Below are 18,240 nucleotides of genomic sequence, written 5' to 3' on the forward strand. Positions count from 1 at the left end.
GGTCCGCCACATGCACATCCTCGCCACCGAGGGGCTGACCAAACGTTTCCCCACCGTCACCGCGGTCGACGGGCTCACGGTGACCGTGGGATCCGGCGTCACCGGGCTGGTGGGGGCGAACGGCGCGGGCAAGTCGACACTGATCAAGATGCTGCTCGGCCTGCTGCCGCCCAGCCAGGGCGCCGCGCGGGTGCTCGACCTCGACGTGACCGCGCAGGGCGCCGAGATCCGCCGGCTCGTCGGCTACATGCCCGAGCACGAATGCCTCCCTCCCGACGTCTCCGCGACCGAACTGGTCGTCCACCTCGCCAGGATCTCCGGGCTGCCGCGCACGGCCGCCCGCGAGCGCGCCGCCGACGTGCTGCGCCACGTGGGCCTGGCCGAAGAGCGATACCGCCCGATCGGCGGCTACTCCACCGGCATGAAGCAGCGGGTCAAGCTGGCCCAGGCTCTCGTGCACGACCCCAAACTCGTCTTCCTCGACGAGCCCACCAACGGGCTCGACCCGCGCGGCCGCGACGAGATGCTGACGCTGATCAGGCGCATCGGCACCGAGTTCGGCATCAGCGTGCTGGTCACCTCCCACCTGCTGGGCGAGCTGGAACGCATCTGCGACCACGTGATCGTCATCGACGGCGGCCGGCTGCTGCGCTCGTCGGCGATCTCGGAGTTCACCCAGGCCACCCAGACCGTCACGGTCGAGGTCGAGGACGGCCTGGAGCCCCTGGCCCGGCGCCTGACCGAGACCGGCCAGACCGTCTCCCAGCAGGGCCGCCTGCTGGTGGTCAAGGTGCTCGGGCCCGAGACCTACGACGCCGTCCGCGACGCCGCCGTCGACCTCGACCTGTGCCTGATCCGCCTCGAACAGGGACGCCACCGCATCGAGGACGTCTTCAGGGAGGAGGCGGCCAATGTCTGAGATCTACGACATCGGCTACCGGCACTACGACGGCCCCCGCATGGGCGGCGCGTACGCCACCCGCGCGCTCACCGTCCACAGCCTGCGCGGCGTCTTCGGCCTCGGCCGTCCGGCGCGCAGCAAGATCGTGCCGTTCGCGCTGGTCGTCATCATGCTGCTGCCCATGGTGGTGTCGATCGCGTTCATGGCGCTGGCCAAGCAGCGCGGCATCCCCTACAGCGGGTACGCCGTCGTCATGCAGGCCGTGGTGGCCATCTTCCTGGCCTCCCAGGCCCCCACGGTCGTCGCCCCCGACCTGCGCCACCGCGTGCTGCCCCTGTACCTGTCGCGGCCGATCTCGGTCCTCCAGTACGTGACCGCCAAGGTGATCGCGATGACCGCCGCGCTGTTCCTGCTGGTCGGCGGGCCGCTGACGCTGCTGTGGATCGGCGAGCTGGTCGTGGACATGCCGGGGCCGCCCGCCACCGGCGAGTACGTCGGCGCGCTGCTCATGGCGCTGGTGCTGGCGCTGCTGCTGTCGGCGTTCGGCCTGGCCCTCGCCTCGTTCACGCCGCGGCGCGGGCTGGGGGTGGCCTCGGTGATCACGGTCTACCTGCTGTCCTCGGCGTCGGTGCCGCTGCTCTACGGCACGATGCTCAACACCGGGAACGAGTCGGGGGCCGCCTGGGCCTGGTTGATGAACCCGTTCTGGCTGGTCGACTCGGTGCAGTCGTGGCTGTTCGGCACCCCGTCCCACGCCGACGGCCCGTACCCGAACGGTCCCGCCTCGGCGGCGATCCTGGTGGTGCTGATCGGCGTCGGCCTGGCCGCTCTCGCGCTGCGCTACAGGAAGGCGGCCTCGCGATGAAGATCGAGCTCTCCCAGGTGTCCCGCTGGTACGGCAACGTGGTGGCGGTCAACGACGTGACCATGACGATCGGTCCCGGCGTCACCGGCCTGCTCGGGCCCAACGGCGCGGGCAAGTCGACGTTGCTGCACATGATGGCCGGGTTCCTGGCGCCGTCCGGCGGCTCGGTCACGCTGGACGGCACCCAGGTCTGGAAGAACCACCACATCTACCGAAATATCGGTCTGGTCCCGGAACGCGAGGGCGTGTACGGGTTCCTCACCGGCTGGCAGTTCGTCCTGTCCGCCGCCCGCCTGCACGGCCTCCCCGACCCCGTCGAGGCCGCCCGCAAGGCCCTGGCCACGGTCGAGATGGAGGAGCCGAAGGACCGCCGGGTGGAGACGTACTCCAAGGGCATGCGCCAGCGGGTCAAGGTGGCCGCCGCCCTCGTCCACGACCCGGCCGTGCTGCTGCTCGACGAGCCGTTCAACGGCATGGACCCGCGCCAGCGCCTCCACCTGATGGACCTCATCCGCGCCATGGGCACCGCGGGCAAGACGATCCTGTTCAGCTCGCACATCCTGGAGGAGGTCGAGCGGGTCGCCCAGCACATCGAGGTCCTGGTGTCCGGCCGGCACGCCGCCTCGGGCAACTTCCGCGAGATCAGACGCCTGATGACCGACCGGCCCCACCTGTTCGTCATCCGGTCCAGCGACGACAGGAAGCTCGCCGCGGCCCTGATCCGCGACGAGTCGGCCGGCGGCATCACGCTCCGCCCGGACGGCCTGGAGGTCCAGGCGACCGAATTGCGGCGCTTCGCCCGGCTGCTCCCCCGCGTCGCCCGCGACGAGGGTGTGCGCCTGCACCAGGTCTCCCCCGCCGACGAGGACCTGGAGAGCGTCTTCGCCTACCTGATCAACAGGAGCACCTGAATGAACACCGTGGTCGCGGGCATCACGTACCGCTCACTGCTCGGGCGTCGCCGCATCATCCTGCTCCTGCTGCTCCCGCTGGCCCTGATCGCCCTGGCCGTGCTGCTGCGCGTGGCGACCGGCGCCGACCAGAAGCTGGCCGTGGACCTGATGAAGGACTTCGCCATCAAGGCGATGCTGCCGCTGCTGGGGGTCATCGCGGGCACCGGCGTCATCGCGCCGGAGATCGACGACGGCACCGTCATCCACCTGATGTCCAAGCCCATCTCCAGGCCCGTGATCGCCCTGACCAAGTTCGGGGTGGCGGCCTCGCTCATGGCCGTGTTCGGGGCCCTGCCGACGTACGTGGCGGCCTGGATCCTGGTGGGCGGCGAGGACGGCATCGCGGCCGGCTTCGCCCTCGGCGCCCTGATCGCCGGCATCGCCTACGCCGGGCTCTTCCTGCTCCTCGGGGTCGTGACCAAGCACGCGGTCACGATCGGCGTCATCTACGCCCTCGTCTGGGAGGTCACCGTGGCGAGCTTCATCGAGGGGGCGGGCAAGTTCTCCATCCAGGAGTGGGCCATGGCCATCGCCGACCAGATCTCCGACTCGCCCTTCCTGGGGGCGAAGGTCGCGATGAGCTTCGCCGTGCCGGCGCTGGTCGTCGTGACCGTGGGCGCGGTCTTCTGGGCCGGCCGCAGGCTGCGGGTGTTCGCCCTCACCGGCGACGAGTAGCGGCCCGGCGGGTACGGCGCGCGGCCGTACCCGCCCAGGCGCGTCAGGAGGCGCAGGCCGTACGGACCACGTCGGCCAGGCGGCCCGCCACCTGGTTGGCGTGCTCCTCGGAGGCGGCCTCCACCATCACCCGGATCATGGGCTCGGTGCCGCTCGGCCGGATCAGCACCCGGCCGGTCTCCCCCAGCTCCGCCTCGGCCTCGGCCACGGCGGCGATGAGCTCGGGCACCGACGTCTTGCCCTTGTCGACGTCCTTGACGTTGATCAGGATCTGCGGCAGCGGGGTCATCACCGAGGCCAGCTCCTTCAGCGGGACGCCCGACTTGGCCACCACGCCCAGCAGGTGGAGCGAGGTGAGCAGGCCGTCGCCCGTGGTGGCGTGGTCGAGCATGATGACGTGACCGGACTGCTCGCCGCCCAGGTTGAACCCGTCGGACTTCATGCGTTCGAGGACATAACGGTCGCCGACCGCGGTCTCGATCACGGTGATGCCGGTCTCGCGCATCGCCAGCTTGAAGCCCAGGTTGGACATGACGGTCGCGACCACGGTGTCCTTGGACAGCAGGCCGTCGCCGTGCATGGCGGCGGCGAGCACCGCCATGATCTGGTCGCCGTCGACGACCGTGCCGGTGTGGTCGACCGCCAGGCAGCGGTCGGCGTCGCCGTCGTAGGCCACGCCCAGATCGGCGCCCCTGGACACGACCACCTGCTGGAGCTTGTCCAGGTGGGTGGAGCCGTGCCCGGCGTTGATGTTGAGCCCGTCGGGTCTGGCGCCGATGGCCTCGACCCGGGCGCCCGCCCGCACCAGCGCCTCGGGCGCGACCATGTGAGCGGCGCCGTGCGCGCAGTCGACCACGACGTGCAGGCCGTCGAGCGCGGCGGTCATCGTGGTCAGGACGTGCGAGATGTAGCGGTCGGCCTCGCCGTACGCGTCGCGCACGCGGCCGACCCCCGAACCGACGGGGAAGGACCAGCTCTCACCGAGCCGGCGCTCGATCTCGTCCTCGACCGCGTCGGACAGCTTGAAGCCGCCCCTGGCCAGGAACTTGATGCCGTTGTCCGGCGCCGCGTTGTGCGAGGCGGACAGCATGACGCCGAGGTCGGCGCCGAGCGCGGCGGTGAGATGGGCGACGGCCGGGGTGGGCAGCACGCCGAGGCGCAGCACATCCACTCCGGACGCCGCGAGGCCGGCGACCACTGCGGCCTCCAGGAACTCCCCGGAGGCTCGCGGGTCCCGGCCCACGACGGCCACGGGACGACGTCCCGTGGCCGCGAACGCGCCCGCATCACCGAGTACATGGGCGGCCGCCACGGACAGGTCCATGGCGAGCTCGGCCGTGAGGTCGCGACCAGCGACCCCACGTACCCCGTCGGTGCCGAAAAGGCGCGCCAATTTAGCGCTTGCTGTACTGCGGAGCCTTGCGGGCCTTCTTGAGGCCGTACTTCTTCCGCTCCGTGGCGCGGGCGTCACGGGTGAGGAAGCCGGCCTTCTTCAGCGGCGGGCGGTTGACGTCGACGTCCAGGATCGCCAGGGCGCGGGACAGGCCCATGCGCAGCGCGCCGGCCTGGCCGGTGACGCCGCCGCCGTCGATGCGCGCGATGACGTCGAACGCCTCTTCGGCGCCGAGGACCACGAAGGGCTCGTTGACGATCTGCTGGTGGACCTTGTTCGGGAAGTAGACGTCCAGCGAACGACCGTTGATCGTCCACTTGCCGGTGCCGGGGACGATGCGCACGCGGGCGATCGCCTCCTTGCGGCGGCCGGTGCCGTACGAGTTACCCGTGGTGACGGGCTTGCGCACGGGCGCGTCAGCGCTGGCAGCGGACTCGGTGGTGTACTCGGACGGGAAGTCCTCGCCGGAGATTTCCTCCAGCTCGGTCTCGACGACCGTCTCGACACCGGTGGGCTCAGCCACGGTTCTCCTCTAACTCTTTCGAACTACTACTGGGCGATCTGGGTGATCTGGAACTGCACCGGCTGCTGGGCCTGGTGCGGGTGCTCGGAACCCGCGTAGACCTTCAGCTTCTTGGCCATCTGCCGGCCGAGGGAGTTCTTCGGCAGCATGCCCTTTACGGCCTTCTCGACGGCCTTGTCGGGACGCTTGTCCATGAGCTCGCCATAGGTGACGGAACGCAGACCGCCCGGGTAGCCCGAGTGACGGTACGCCTTCTTCTGCTCACGCTTGTTACCGCTCAGCGCAATCTTGTCGGCGTTGATGACGATGACGAAGTCACCGGTGTCGACGTGGTTGGCGAAGATCGGCTTGTGCTTGCCGCGGAGCAGGTTCGCGACGTGGCTGGCCAGCCGGCCCAGCACGACATCGGTCGCGTCGATGACGTACCACTGACGCTGGACGTCGGCGGGCTTCGGTGAGTACGTGCGCACGGTCGTAGCCTTCTTTTGCTCGCGTCTTCGGCGCTGTCGGATGCGACAGCTACATGGGTCGGTCGGTGCGGGCACACGGCAGCCCGGACCTTCCGTCTCCCGAGCCCGATGGGCTTGACGATGGGAGATGACGCCGGACGCGCCGCGCATCGGTCACGCTGGACCTATGCACACAACGAACGATTAGGTTACCCGCCTATCGGCGCGCAGGTCAAAAGACCGGTAACCCTGCACGAGTGTACCTGACAGCAGAACGGTTCCATTTCGTTTCCCTGGGATCCCTTCTTTCCCAGTACCCGACATCTCTATCGTTAGCTGCGGTATGTGGCGGAACTCTCACACCCGGCAAACCCAGCGGGGCGCGCGGCGCCGGAACAGCCTGGGCGTGCTGGCCTGCCTGATGGCCGCGCTGTTCACCGGCGTGCTGCTCGGCCGGCTGTCCGACGACGTCGAGCCCACCGCCCACATCTACCTCAACGAGACCGCCCCACCGGCCGCGGCCACCGCGCGTCCCGCGCCCACCGCCGGGCAGAAGGCCCGGCCCGAGCTGGACCGCATCCCGCGACAGGCCAGCACGGTCAGGACGCCGCGCGGCAGGTCCACCCCCAAGCCCGCCAAGACCCCCGAAGGGCAGATCCCCGGCTTCGACGCCGCGGACGACCCCACCCAGGTGTTCACCGGCGGCGGCGACCAGGCCAAGGTGATCCCCGGCATGGCCGCCCGGGTCGTCACGCTCACCAACGCCGCCCGCGCCGAGCACGGCTGCGGGCCGCTGCGGGTGGACGGCAGGCTGGGACGCTCGGCGCGCGAGCACTCGCTGGAGATGGCGCGCACCGGGCAGCTCGCCCACAACTCCCCCGACGGCGCCTCCCCCTGGGACCGCATGGACCGCGCCGGCTACCACTGGGGCGCCGCCGAGAACATCGGCAACGGCTACAGCACGCCCGAGCAGGCCGTACGCGGCTGGCTGGACAGCCGCGACCACCGCAGGAACATCCTGGACTGCACCCTCAAGGCCATCGGCGTCGGCGTCGCCGCCGGACCGGACGGCCCATGGTGGACCCAGGACTTCGGAACTCAATGACGAACATCACGGTAATGTCTCCGCATGGTTTCCAACGGCAATGAGGAACGTGGCATGGACAGCGGTCCCCGCCGTTTGCGCAGGGAGCGCGCCGCCGAGAGCGAGACCACTCAGCAGTCTCCCTTCCCGCAGCCGCCGTCCTCGCAGGCTCCGTCCTCGCAGTCTCCGTTCCCCGGGCCTTCGCAGCCGCCGCAGTCCGCCCGCACCGGCCAGTTCCTGCCGCCCGAGCAGCCCGGCCAGTCCGGATCGTTCGGCCAGTCGGGGGCGTTCGGCCAGTCCGGGGCGTTCGGCCAGTCGGGGGCGTTCGGTCAGCCGCCGTATTCGTCGCAGTCCGAGCAGTCGGCGCAGTCGGGACAGCCGGGGCAGTCAGGGCAGGCGGGAGAGTCCGAGCAGCCGCCGCAGCCGCCGCAGAGCCGGGTCGGCTGGAGCCCCTACGACGAGGGCCGGCGCTCGCGCGCCCCGCTGTACTTCGCGATCGGCGGCGTCCTGCTGCTGGGCCTGCTCGGCGGCGGCCTGGCGCTGATGTGGAACGCGGACGGCCCCAGCACCGCCGAGGCCGGCGCCCCCACCAGGACCTCCGCGCCGCTCCCCTCGGCCCCGCCCGGCAAGTACGGCTTCGCCGCCGAGCGCAAGACCGACCCCGACCCGATCACGGTCAAGGAGATCTTCGGCTCGACCAAGAAGATCAACGTCTCGGGACGCGCGTACGAGATGACGGTCACCAGCAAGGACAAGAAGTGCACCGACGGCGCTCTGGGCGACAAGCTCCAGAAGGCGCTCAAGTCGGGCAAGTGCACCCAGCTCCTCCGGGCCAGCTTCCGCGACAAGTCCGGCAAGGTGATCGGCACGATCGGCGTGGCCAACCTCAAGACCAGCGGCACCGCCAGCAAGGTGGCCAAGGTCGGCGACGCGAGCAACTATGTCAAGCCGCTGGCCGGCAAGGACAGCGTCACCAAGATGCTCGGCTCGGGCAGCGGCGGCGCCAAGATCTCGACGCACGGCCACTACGCGATCATGGTGTGGTTCCAGAACAAGGACGGCAGCAAGCCGGACAAGAAGGAATCGAAGCGCATCCTCGAAGCCATCAAGGACCTCAGCGACGCGACCGTCTTCAAGGCTCTGGACAACCGCTCGATGACGGGGAGCGCGCTCAGCTGAACCGGCATCCCGCCCGATAACCCCACAAAGAGGACGGCGGATCCCGCGGGGAACCCCCATACCGACATAACGATCTCGCTACTCTCGCTAGGCTCGCCCTATGCGTGGCCAGGAACCCGGGTCCGAGCACGATCGCAGGGAAGCCGACCGTACGACCGCATCGCCGATGCCACCGCCGAGTTTCGGCCGCATCGGCAGCGGCGTCCCGTCGGCGTTCCCTCCGTCAGGTGAGCCGACCGGCGACGAGACGCGGGTTCCAGGTGGCACTCCACCGGAGCCCGAGGAGGCGTCCGCCGGCGTACAGCCGTGGGAGGTGGCCGACGACGACTCGGCCCCCTACGACTGGTTCGCCGACGACGCCCCCGACACCCCACCGTCCCCGAGCTCCCCCGCCCCCGCTCCACCCCCCTCCATCAGCACCCCCTTCGACACCCCAGGCGCCTCCTCCGGGCCCGGGGCGCTTCCCGAGACCTCCGGCCCTCGCGCGGGCGGCCGTTCCGAAGCTTCCGGTCCCTTCAACGTCCCTGGGCCTCACGCCCCTTACGGCGCGCCCGTACCCGCCACCGGCGCCCCCTTCGCGCCTCCCCAGGCCGACGCCCCTCAAGGCCCGGGAATCGGCGAAGACACCGTCACCGCCATGCGGGCCCCCCGCAGAGACACCGGCCCCTGGCCAACCGGCACGCCGAACACCCCCACGGCCGCTCCACCCACCCCAGCCTCGGCCTCCGGATCCGGCATCCCGGGAACACCCGCTCCCGGCACTCCCGGAGCCCCCACGTCCGCCTCCGGCACCTCGGCTGCCTCCGCGTCCATGCCCGGAACGCCCGGCTCGGCTTCCGACCCCGCAGGGATTGCCGATGCCCCCGAGTGGGCTGTCGACGCCCCGACGAGGCCCGCCTGGGCCCCCCAGATCTCCGACGCGGCCGGCGAGTTGTCCCGATCGTCCGCCCAGCCGCCCGCCTGGGCCTCCCAAGCTCCCGACCAAGCCGCCTCGCCGCCCAGAGCCGTCAGCGACCCCGGACGCCCCCTCGGCACCCCGACCGAAGCCGGCTGGGGCCCCAGGCCGTCCGGCGAGACCGGGCCGGGCGCAGGCACCGCCGGCACACCCGCCTGGGCCCCCCAAGCCCCCGACCAAGCCGCCTGGACCCCCAGAAACGCCACCGAAGCCACCTGGGGCCCACAGCCCGGGAACGACACCAGCTGGAGCCAGCACCCGGAGGGCAACCCCGCCATGGGCCCACAGCCGGAGGCCGGAGCCCCCTGGAGCCGGCAACCCCAGAACGACGCCAGCCGGGGTCCGCAGCCCGCGGGGACCTCCACCGGGGGCCCGCAGCCCGCGGAGAACTCCCCCCTGGGTCCGCAGCCGGAGGACGACGCCTCCTGGACCCCTGCCCCCGGCCAGTGGGCCGCCATCCCGGAGGAAGACCCTTCCGCCTGGCTAGGCCAGTCCGCCGCGCCGGGCGCGCCGCCGTGGGAGCAGTCAGGGCCGGTCGTACCGGGTGCGCCGCCGTGGGAACCGCCGCCGGCGTTCACGGCTGCCGCCGCGGGCCTTCAGGTGTGGCCCGCCCCGGTCGCCGACCCGCACGCCATGCCCCCTTGGCCCGCCGCCACGGGCGAACTCGTAGCCGAGCCGGACACCGACGACCCGGCCCTCGGCGACCCCACCGCCCGGTTCCCCACCGCCCAGGCCGGTCACCCCGCGCCCCCGGCAGCCGCCGACCAGCAGCCCACCCGGTTCCCCACCCCGCCGACCGACACCCCGAGCGGCCGCGCCAGCACATCCACCGGCGCACCGACCGCCCACCCAACAACACCGCCGCCCGGCCACCCCGCCGACGCCCTCGACACCCCGGACGCCGCGCCACACGACGGCCCTGACGCCGCACGGTTCGGTTCCGAGCCCGGACAGTTCGCCCCCGACGCCGGACGCTTCGCCCCCCAGGCCGGTCCATACGAGCCCGCGGCCGGTCCATACGAGCCAGAAGCCGGTCCCTACGAGCCCGAGGCCGGTTCGTACGACCCCGATGCCACCCGCCCGGGCGGCATCCCCAAGGCGGCCCACTACTTCGACCCCGAGGCCGCCAAGCGCGACGCCGCCGCCACCGTCCAGCAGCACGCCACCCCGGCCCCTCCGCACGAGGAGCACGACCCGGCAGCCCTGGACACCCCGCCTCAGGGCATGCGCGCGACCGACCCCCGCGAGGAGCCCACCGGCCCCATGCGGACGGCCCACCACGTCGAGCCCCACCCCACCAACCCGACGGGCCGCCCCCCGGAGCCGGGCGACGTCCCCGTATGGCCTCCTATGCCCCCCGCCGAGGAGAAGCGCCCGGAGGACAGGCACCCGGACGAAAGGCCCGACGAGGCGACGCAACGCGCGACCGGCCACTCTCCCGCCACACCTGCACAGCACACCCACGCAGCAGAACCGGGCCAGGACAACAGGCAGGCCGAACCCCGGCCCTCACCGGAGCCGCATCAGGACCCGTCCCCCACCCAGGAGAAACTCCCCGACCTGCCCTTCAACCAGGACCTGTGGACGAAGAGGCCCGGCACCGCCCTGGACCTCCCCACCCCGCCCCACGGCACGCCCACCTTCCCACCCGGCGCGTTCAGGCAGCCCCCGTTCCAGATCCCGCCACCACCGCCCCCGGCCCGCGGCAAGAGCAAGCGAGCCCTGCTCGTGACCCTCGGCGCACTGGCCCTGGCAGGGGTCGCGACCGGCGGCTTCTTCGCCTACCGCGCGCTGAACACCGCCCCGTCGGCCGCCACGACCGCGGGCGCCACCCCCGCCCCGCCCACGCTGCTGCCCACCTCGGAGCTGACCAGCAGCCCGCCCGCCGACGTCCCGGGCGCGTCCATGCTCAATTCGGAGGAGACCGACCCGAAGAAGATGTCCCTGACGGAGGCGTTCCCGAAGAAGAAGGTCTCCGCCGCCGGCACGACGTTCACCAGGGTCAAGACCGACACCGAGACGAGCTGCGACAAGGCGGCGACCGGCGCGTTCGCCGACGCGCTGCGCGAGCGGAAGTGCAGCCGGATCATCCGGGCCACCTTCGTCGACAGCAAGCGCCGCTACGCCGTGACCACCGGCATCGCGGTGCTGCCGACCAAGGAGGACGCCGTCCAGACCGACCAGGCCAAGAACCTCTCGCGCAACGTCTGGTTCCGCGCGCTGCCGGGTGCGAAGGGAAGCGGGGGCGAGCGGGTGTCCATCGCCGGCGGCTACGCGGCCGGCCTGGTGTGGGGCAGGTACATCGTCTTCAGCTACGCCACCCACGCCGACGGCCACACTCCGGACGCCGGCGACAAGACGCTGGCCAAGGTCAGCGGGGCGTTCCGGGACCAGACCTCACTCGTCCTGGAGCGCCGCGTCACCAAGGGCTGAGAGCGTGCGGACCCGCCGGGTGGCGGCGGCCCGCGCGGCGAGTTCGTCCGCCGCCGGGTAGCCCACCTCCTCCAGGCACAGCCCGTGCGCGGGCGCGACGTGCACCCCGGAGTCCCGTACGGCCCGCGTCAGCACCTGGCCGGGCCACTCCACCGGCCGCCGCCCGTCGCCCGCGGCCAGCAGCGAGCCCACCAGCGCCCGGACCATCGAGTGGCAGAACGCGTCCGCCACGACGGCGGCCACCAGCACGCCGTCGGGCTCGCGCGTCCACTCCAGGCGCTGCAGTTCCCTGATCGTCGTGGCGCCCTCGCGCTTCTTGCAGAACGCCGCGAAGTCGTGCTCGCCCACCAGCCGCCTGGCCGCCTCGTTCATGGCGTCGAGGTCCAGCGGACGGCTGTGCCAGACCACCTCGTGCCGTCGCAGCGGGTCGACCCCGCCCGCCGTGTCGCACACCCGGTACGCGTACCGCCGGAACATCGCCGAGAATCGGGCGTCAAAGCCCTCAGAAGCCACCGAGACCCGATGAACGCGTACATCCAGGGGCAGGATCCCCCCCAGCCGCCGGACGAGCGCAGAGAGCCGCTCATCGACGTCCAGGGGCCCGCGGTTGCCGTCGAGCTCGGCGAGCGATCCGGCCGGCACGTCCACGTGCGCCACCTGGCCGCGCGCGTGCACGCCCGCGTCCGTACGCCCGGCCACGGTCAGCGCGGCGGGCTCGCCCAGGCGCAGGATCCTGGTGAGCGCCAGCTCGATCTCACCCTGGACCGTACGGCGACCGGGCTGCCTCGCCCATCCGGAGAAGTCGGTCCCGTCGTATGCCAGATCCAGGCGGAGCCGTAGCACGATCGTCCCTTTCGCGTTCACGGAAAAGGGCCCGGACCCCCGCGAAGGGGGTCCGGGCCCGATTCAACCAGCCTGAGAGATCAGGCCTCGTCCTTCTTCGCCTCGGCCTCGGCGGCCGGAGCCTCCTCGGCGGCAGCCGGGGTCTCCTCGGCGGCGGCCTCGGGGGCCTCGGTCTCGGCGGCCTCGGTCTCCTCGGCGGCCGGAGCCGGAGCGGCAGCGGCGGCCGGAGCCTCGGTACGGCGGGTGGTGACACCGTTCAGCGGCTCGGACACCAGCTCGATGACGGCCATCGGAGCGTTGTCGCCCTTACGCGCGCCGATCTTGGTGATCCGGGTGTAACCACCCGGACGCTCGGCGAACGTCACCGCGATCTCGGTGAACAGGTGGTGAACCACGCCCTTGTCCTTGACCACGGTCAGGACCTGGCGACGGTTGTGGATGTCGCCCTTCTTCGCCTTGGTGATCAGGCGCTCCGCCAGCGGGCGAAGGCGCTTGGCCTTGGCAACCGTCGTGCGGATCTTGCCGTGGCGGAACAGGTCCGTGGCGAGGTTCGCCAGGATCAGCCGCTCGTGCGCCGGGCTGCCGCCAAGACGTGCACCCTTGGTGGGCTTGGGCATTGCTTTCTCCTCTTGGGTTAACCCGCCCCGGCCGTACCAGGTACCGGAGTCGGGCCGGCCGCAGTCACCACGACTGGGCCGTTACGTTCGTCACGCGCCGAGCGGCTGGGCCACTCGGCGCGTGCGGGGCACGTGCGGAGACGGGTCTCCGCACGAGGCTCAGTACTGCTCGGTCTCGACGTACGCGCTGTCGTCGTCGTCGTAGCCGCCGCCGGCCACCGCGCTCGGGTCGAACCCGGGCGGGGAGTCCTTGAGCGCCAGCGACATCTCGTGCAGCTTCTGCTTGACCTCTTCGATCGACTTGGCCCCGAAGTTCCTTATGTCGAGAAGGTCCTGCTCGCTGCGGGCGACGAGCTCACCCACGGTGTGGATGCCCTCGCGCTTGAGGCAGTTGTAGGAGCGAACGGTCAGGTTCAGCTCCTCGATCGGCAGCGCCAGGTCGGCGGCCAGGGCGGCGTCGGTCGGCGACGGGCCGATGTCGATGCCCTCGGCCTCGACGTTGAGCTCACGGGCCAGGCCGAAGAGCTCGACGAGGGTCTTGCCGGCCGAGGCCACCGCGTCGCGGGGCTTCATGGCGGGCTTGGTCTCGACGTCGAGGATGAGACGGTCGAAGTCGGTGCGCTGCTCGACTCGGGTCGCCTCGACCTTGTAGGTGACCTTGAGCACCGGGGAGTAGATCGAGTCGATCGGGATGCGCCCGATCTCCTGGCCCGGCTGCTTGTTCTGGGCGGCGGAGACGTAGCCGCGACCGCGCTCGACGGTCAGCTCCATCTCCAGCTTCGCCTTGCCGTTGAGCGTGGCGATGCGCAGCTCGGGGTTGTGCACCTCGACACCGGCCGGAGGCGCGATGTCGGCGGCGGTGACCTCACCCGGGCCCTGCTTGCGCAGGTACATCACGACCGGCTCGTCGTGCTCGGAGGAGACGACCAGCTCCTTGAGGTTCAGGATGATGTCGGTGACGTCTTCCTTGACCCCGGGAACGGTCGAGAACTCGTGCAGCACGCCCTCGATGCGGATGCTCGTCACGGCCGCGCCCGGGATGGACGACAGCAGCGTGCGGCGCAGCGAGTTGCCGATGGTGTAGCCGAAGCCCGGCTCCAGCGGCTCGATGACGAACCGGGACCGGGTCTCGTCGATCGACTCTTCGAGAAGAGTCGGACGCTGAGCGATCAGCATGGTGTGGGTTCTCCCCTTGTCGTGCGGCGCCCGCTATATGACGCCACTCCGATAAACAGTCTAGTTCGGGTACGGAAATCCGCACCCGAACTAGGACGTCAGTGACTACTTGGAGTAGTACTCGACGATGAGCTGCTCTTGGACCTGGGTGTCGATCTGCTGGCGAACCGGCAGCTGGTGAACCAGGACGCGGAGCTTCTCCGGCACGACGCCGAGCCACGCGGGAACCGTGCGCTCGCCCGCGGTCGCCCGAGCGACCTCGTAGGGCAGCAGGTTGCGCTTGGTCTCGCGGACCTCGATGATGTCGTGCTCGCGAACGCGGTACGACGGGATGTCGACCTTCTTGCCGTTCACCAGGATGTGGCCGTGGCGCACCTGCTGGCGGGCGGCGTCACGCGACTGGGCGAAGCCGGCGCGGTAGACGACGTTGTCGAGACGGCTCTCCAGGATCTGGAGCAGCACCTCACCCGACTTGCCGCTCTTGCCCGCGGCCTCCTCGTAGTAGTTGCGGAACTGCTTCTCGAGGACGCCGTAGATGCGACGGGTCTTCTGCTTCTCGCGAAGCTGAAGCTGGTACTCGGACTCCTTGGGGCGTCCGCGGCCGTGCTCACCCGGCGGGTAAGGACGGATCTCGATGGGGCACTTGGCGGACTCGCACTTGCTGCCCTTGAGGAAGAGCTTGGTCTTCTCGCGACGGCAGAGCTTGCAGTCCGCGCCCGTGTAACGAGCCATTTCTCAATATCTCCTGGGGAAATTCAGACGCGGCGGCGCTTCGGCGGACGGCAGCCGTTGTGCGGGACCGGCGTGACGTCCTGGATCGAACCCACCTCGAGGCCGGTGGCCTGGAGGGAGCGGATCGCGGTCTCACGGCCGGAGCCGGGACCCTTGACGAACACGTCGACCTTGCGCATGCCGTGCTCCATGGCGCGGCGGGCGGCGTTCTCGGCGGCCATCTGGGCGGCGAACGGGGTGGACTTACGGGAGCCCTTGAAACCCACGTGGCCGGCGCTGGCCCAGGAGATCACGTTCCCGTTGGGGTCGGTGATCGAGACGATCGTGTTGTTGAACGTGCTCTTGATGTGGGCGTGCCCGTGAGCGACGTTCTTCTTTTCCTTGCGGCGCACCTTCTTCGGGGCACCCTGACGGCTCTTAGGAGGCATTGTTTGCCATTACTCCTGAGATCTTCGGTCCGCGGCTGTGGACTACTTCTTACCGGGCTTCTTCTTACCGGCGACGGTCTTCTTCTTGCCCTTACGGGTACGCGCGTTGGTCTGCGTGCGCTGACCGTGGACCGGAAGGCCCTTGCGGTGCCGGATGCCCTGGTAGCAACCGATTTCGATCTTGCGACGGATGTCGGCCTGGACCTCGCGGCGCAGGTCACCCTCGATCTTGAAGTTCGCCTCGATGTAGTCACGCATCGGGACGAGCTCGGTGTCGGAGAGCTGGTGCACGCGGAGGTCGCCGCTGACACCGGTCGCCTGGAGGATCTCCTGAGCGCGGGTGCGGCCGATTCCGTAGATGTAGGTGAGAGCGATCTCCAGCCGCTTCTCGCGGGGGAGGTCGACGCCAACCAGGCGAGCCATGGTCGGGCATTCTCCTTCTTTTGGGCGGAGGTCTTGCGCCGCACTACCCCTCCCCATGCCCGGGGTGAGGGCCCCGGCCTCCGACCGGGGGTCTCCTGGGTGGTACGGATCGCTCCGCCGGCCCAGGTGTGAGACGCGATTACTGTCGCGGGCTCCTCATGCGTCGAGCCCGCTCCCTAAAACGGGGCGGACTCGGAGAAACCTTGCGTACGACTAACCCTGACGCTGCTTGTGGCGCAGGTTGTCGCAGATCACCATGACGCGACCGTGCCGGCGAATCACCTTGCACTTGTCGCAGATCTTCTTGACGCTCGGCTTTACCTTCATTGTCCTTCGTGTTCCTCAGACGTCTTACTTGTATCGGTAGACGATCCGCCCGCGACTCAGGTCGTAGGGGCTCAGTTCAACGACTACCCTGTCGTCCGGCAGAATTCGGATGTAGTGCATCCGCATCCGTCCGCTGATGTGGGCCAGGACCTTATGGCCGTTGTCGAGCTGCACCCGGAACATGGCGTTCGGGAGCGACTCAACCACAGTGCCCTCGATCTCGATGGCGCCGTCTTTCTTGGCCAAAATCCCTCGCGTTTCACTGATCGGTCGTCTGAGGCTCCGGTTCACTAAGCAGCCGCGACCTCACGCTTCGAAGAGAGCGGCGATCGGCAAAGACCGCCGACGCGTGATAGTCATAGTGAGCCGACTAAGGAGTGTACGACACCTGAGCCCAAAACGCGAAACGCGTGCCAGGTGTCCTGACACAACCATGTAAGAGTCTACCCCACGGCCCGCACTCCTTCGCCCGCACACCGAAGGACCCGCCGGGCGCGCCGGCGGGTCCTTCGCGGGCTGCTCCTAGAAGATGCGGTGCCGGTCACCGCAGTACGTGGACGAGCCGCCCCAGCACGTCCACGTGTAGATCTTCTTGATCCCCCGGCCGGACCAGGTCTCGTCGTGGCTCCCGTCCCACTTCCTGGAGAACTGGTGCCAGTTGCCATTCGCGTAGTACCGGAACCACACGTAGCCGAACCTCGGCGTGGACTCCTTGCCGTACCAGTGGGTGTACACCTTGCCGTGCGACCGGTACGTGCTCCCGTGCGTGTACGCCTTGTGGTTGGCCGCGTAGAACGTACCCCACCCCCCGGACGAGGCCGCCTGGGCGGCGGGGGCGACGGCGAGACCGGTGACGGCGATCGAGCCGGCGAGGGCGGCGGCTGCGAGGACCTTGCGCATCTGATTCCTCCGTGAGTCGTGTTCCCGACACGGCACACGCTAGGAACCAGCGCCGCCACGCACTGCGGAGGAATACACACAGTGCATTACGGCACACACAGCTCCGGGCTAACTGCGCTTCGGCCCGTTCCCGAAGATCGTGCTCATCAGCAGGATCGCGCCCCAGGGCCCCATGACCCACAGCGGCCACGGATAGATCATGTGACCGGACGAGACGCTCACGATCAGCCAGATCACCCAGTTGATGGCGCTGGCCGTGGCCCAGGCGCCCCAGGCCGCCCGCATGCCCGGATGCAGGTTGCCGCGCGTCGCGGGCGCCGTCTCGGGCTTCGCCGGCCGGTGGCGCAGGTCGACGTCGGGCAGGTCGGCCGTCAGCTTGGCCAGGTCACCGTAGGTCTTGCTCTTGTAGAGCTCTTCGAGCCGCTCGTTGAACTCGTCCATCGTGATGCGGCCCTGCGCGGTGTGCTCCCGGAGGATGGCGGCCACCCGATCGCGGTCGACGTCCGAGGCACGCATCTCGGGGCTGTTCGCCATTCCACCACTCCCGGGGGTCAGGGCTGAAGGTGACTCAGGCGCTCTTCGCCACCGTCCAGGGCGGTAAGCACCCAAGGTCCATTATGTGTCACCGCGACGCTGTGTTCGAAGTGCGCCGAGGCCTTCCCGTCGATCGTCACGACCGTCCAGTCGTCGGACAGCACGCGCGTGCGCTCGGTGCCCAGGTTCACCATGGGCTCGATGGCCAGGCACATGCCCTCCTCCAGCAGCGGGCCCCGGCCCGGCTTGCCGTGGTTGGCGATCCACGGGTCCATGTGCATCTCGGTGCCGATGCCGTGGCCGCCGTACTCCGGGGGGATGCCGAAGCGGCCCTGGGTCTTGACGTAGCGCTCGATCTCGTAGCCGATGTCGGACAGGTGGCGGCCGACCTTCAGCGCGGCGATGCCGCGCCACATGGCCTCCTCGGTGACCCGCATCAGCTCGGTCAGCTTCGGGTCGACCTCGCCCACCGGCACCGTGACGGCGGAGTCGCCGTGCCAGCCCTCCAGGATCGCGCCGCAGTCGATGGAGATGACGTCGCCCTCGCGCAGCTTGCGGGCGTCCGTGGGGATGCCGTGCACCACCTCGTCGTTGACGGACGCGCAGATCGTCGCGGGGAAGCCCTGGTAACCCTTGAACGACGGGATCGCGCCCTCGTCCCTGATCGCCTTCTCGGCGATGGAGTCGAGGTCGAGCGGCGTCATGCCGGGCTCGACGGAGCGCTTCAGCAGATCGAGCGTGCGCCCGACCACCAGGCCGGCGGCCCGCATCTTCTCCAGCTGCTCGGGCGACTTGATCTGGATTCCGTGTCGGTTTCTCTTGAACATCGTTCGGCACCCCCCGGGGTTTC

Annotated in this window: 21 protein-coding genes; 7 read left to right on the forward strand and 14 right to left on the reverse strand. The window is 70.1% G+C overall.

What is annotated here, in order from left to right:
• Positions 1–10 precede the first annotated feature (10 nt).
• From ABT158_RS40365 to ABT158_RS40380, 4 genes are read left to right on the forward strand one after another with little or no spacing between them, the layout of a single operon-like run.
• Positions 11–919 carry an ABC transporter ATP-binding protein gene (locus ABT158_RS40365; protein WP_352362861.1) on the forward strand — a complete coding sequence of 303 codons (909 nt, stop codon included), beginning with the start codon at positions 11–13 and terminating at the stop codon, positions 917–919.
• On the forward strand, positions 912–1,766 hold the full coding sequence (locus ABT158_RS40370) for an ABC transporter permease subunit (protein WP_352362863.1): 855 nt from the start codon (positions 912–914) through the stop codon (positions 1,764–1,766). The genes ABT158_RS40365 and ABT158_RS40370 overlap by 8 nt, the downstream gene beginning before the upstream one ends.
• The gene (locus ABT158_RS40375) at positions 1,763–2,677 is read left to right on the forward strand and encodes an ABC transporter ATP-binding protein (protein WP_352362865.1); all 915 of its coding nucleotides are present in this window, start codon (positions 1,763–1,765) and stop codon (positions 2,675–2,677) included. The genes ABT158_RS40370 and ABT158_RS40375 overlap by 4 nt, the downstream gene beginning before the upstream one ends.
• Entirely contained in the window at positions 2,678–3,394 is a 717-nt protein-coding gene (locus ABT158_RS40380; RefSeq protein ID WP_352362867.1) for an ABC transporter permease, read from the forward strand.
• Positions 3,395–3,437: 43 nt separating this feature from the next.
• Here the strand turns inward: ABT158_RS40380 and glmM are convergent, their stop codons facing one another.
• The 3 genes from glmM to rplM are packed head-to-tail and all read right to left on the reverse strand — an operon-like array spanning position 3,438 to position 5,780.
• Positions 3,438–4,787 (reverse strand): phosphoglucosamine mutase, encoded by a 1,350-nt coding sequence (gene glmM / locus ABT158_RS40385; RefSeq protein ID WP_352362869.1) that lies wholly within the window; start codon positions 4,785–4,787, stop codon positions 3,438–3,440.
• A 1-nt stretch (position 4,788) separates the two neighbouring features.
• Entirely contained in the window at positions 4,789–5,310 is a 522-nt protein-coding gene (gene rpsI, locus ABT158_RS40390; RefSeq protein WP_352362871.1) for a 30S ribosomal protein S9, read from the reverse strand.
• Positions 5,311–5,336: 26 nt separating this feature from the next.
• Positions 5,337–5,780 (reverse strand): 50S ribosomal protein L13, encoded by a 444-nt coding sequence (gene rplM, locus ABT158_RS40395; RefSeq protein ID WP_352362873.1) that lies wholly within the window; start codon positions 5,778–5,780, stop codon positions 5,337–5,339.
• Between the two features lie 322 nt (positions 5,781–6,102).
• Here rplM and ABT158_RS40400 point away from each other — a divergent pair, with 322 nt between their 5' ends.
• From ABT158_RS40400 to ABT158_RS40410, 3 genes are all read left to right on the forward strand, one after another.
• Positions 6,103–6,864 (forward strand): CAP domain-containing protein, encoded by a 762-nt coding sequence (locus tag ABT158_RS40400; protein ID WP_352362875.1) that lies wholly within the window; start codon positions 6,103–6,105, stop codon positions 6,862–6,864.
• Between the two features lie 54 nt (positions 6,865–6,918).
• Positions 6,919–8,022, forward strand: coding sequence for a hypothetical protein (locus tag ABT158_RS40405; RefSeq protein ID WP_352362877.1), 1,104 nt, complete (start codon positions 6,919–6,921; stop codon positions 8,020–8,022).
• Positions 8,023–9,253: 1,231 nt separating this feature from the next.
• On the forward strand, positions 9,254–11,410 hold the full coding sequence (locus ABT158_RS40410) for a hypothetical protein (protein ID WP_352362879.1): 2,157 nt from the start codon (positions 9,254–9,256) through the stop codon (positions 11,408–11,410).
• Here ABT158_RS40410 and truA read toward each other — a convergent pair.
• The 11 genes from truA to map all read right to left on the reverse strand — a co-directional run bounded on the left by truA (position 11,375) and on the right by map (position 18,217).
• Complete coding sequence (gene truA / locus ABT158_RS40415; protein ID WP_352362881.1) at positions 11,375–12,253, reverse strand: tRNA pseudouridine(38-40) synthase TruA; 879 nt, start codon at positions 12,251–12,253, stop codon at positions 11,375–11,377. The two genes, ABT158_RS40410 and truA, sit on opposite strands and share 36 nt — an antisense overlap.
• 80 nt (positions 12,254–12,333) lie before the next feature.
• Positions 12,334–12,870 carry a 50S ribosomal protein L17 gene (rplQ, locus tag ABT158_RS40420; RefSeq protein ID WP_352362883.1) on the reverse strand — a complete coding sequence of 179 codons (537 nt, stop codon included), beginning with the start codon at positions 12,868–12,870 and terminating at the stop codon, positions 12,334–12,336.
• Positions 12,871–13,029: 159 nt separating this feature from the next.
• Complete coding sequence (locus ABT158_RS40425) at positions 13,030–14,046, reverse strand: DNA-directed RNA polymerase subunit alpha (RefSeq protein WP_043623495.1); 1,017 nt, start codon at positions 14,044–14,046, stop codon at positions 13,030–13,032.
• 105 nt (positions 14,047–14,151) lie between these two features.
• Entirely contained in the window at positions 14,152–14,778 is a 627-nt protein-coding gene (gene rpsD, locus ABT158_RS40430; protein ID WP_352327498.1) for a 30S ribosomal protein S4, read from the reverse strand.
• A gap of 23 nt (positions 14,779–14,801) precedes the next feature.
• Entirely contained in the window at positions 14,802–15,206 is a 405-nt protein-coding gene (gene rpsK / locus ABT158_RS40435; RefSeq protein ID WP_020542285.1) for a 30S ribosomal protein S11, read from the reverse strand.
• 42 nt (positions 15,207–15,248) lie between these two features.
• On the reverse strand, positions 15,249–15,629 hold the full coding sequence (gene rpsM / locus ABT158_RS40440; RefSeq protein ID WP_125644650.1) for a 30S ribosomal protein S13: 381 nt from the start codon (positions 15,627–15,629) through the stop codon (positions 15,249–15,251).
• Positions 15,630–15,842: 213 nt separating this feature from the next.
• Entirely contained in the window at positions 15,843–15,956 is a 114-nt protein-coding gene (rpmJ, locus tag ABT158_RS40445) for a 50S ribosomal protein L36 (RefSeq protein WP_003956441.1), read from the reverse strand.
• A gap of 24 nt (positions 15,957–15,980) precedes the next feature.
• Complete coding sequence (gene infA, locus ABT158_RS40450) at positions 15,981–16,202, reverse strand: translation initiation factor IF-1 (RefSeq protein ID WP_012887858.1); 222 nt, start codon at positions 16,200–16,202, stop codon at positions 15,981–15,983.
• Positions 16,203–16,478: 276 nt separating this feature from the next.
• Positions 16,479–16,856 carry a hypothetical protein gene (locus tag ABT158_RS40455; RefSeq protein WP_352362887.1) on the reverse strand — a complete coding sequence of 126 codons (378 nt, stop codon included), beginning with the start codon at positions 16,854–16,856 and terminating at the stop codon, positions 16,479–16,481.
• 108 nt (positions 16,857–16,964) lie between these two features.
• Entirely contained in the window at positions 16,965–17,390 is a 426-nt protein-coding gene (locus tag ABT158_RS40460; protein WP_352362889.1) for a DUF1707 SHOCT-like domain-containing protein, read from the reverse strand.
• 17 nt (positions 17,391–17,407) lie between these two features.
• Entirely contained in the window at positions 17,408–18,217 is an 810-nt protein-coding gene (gene map, locus ABT158_RS40465) for a type I methionyl aminopeptidase (RefSeq protein WP_352362891.1), read from the reverse strand.
• Positions 18,218–18,240: the final 23 nt, after the last annotated feature.

Origin of the sequence: Nonomuraea sp. NPDC001636, assembly GCF_040298265.1 — a bacterium.
Classification (GTDB): Bacteria; Actinomycetota; Actinomycetes; order Streptosporangiales; family Streptosporangiaceae; genus Nonomuraea.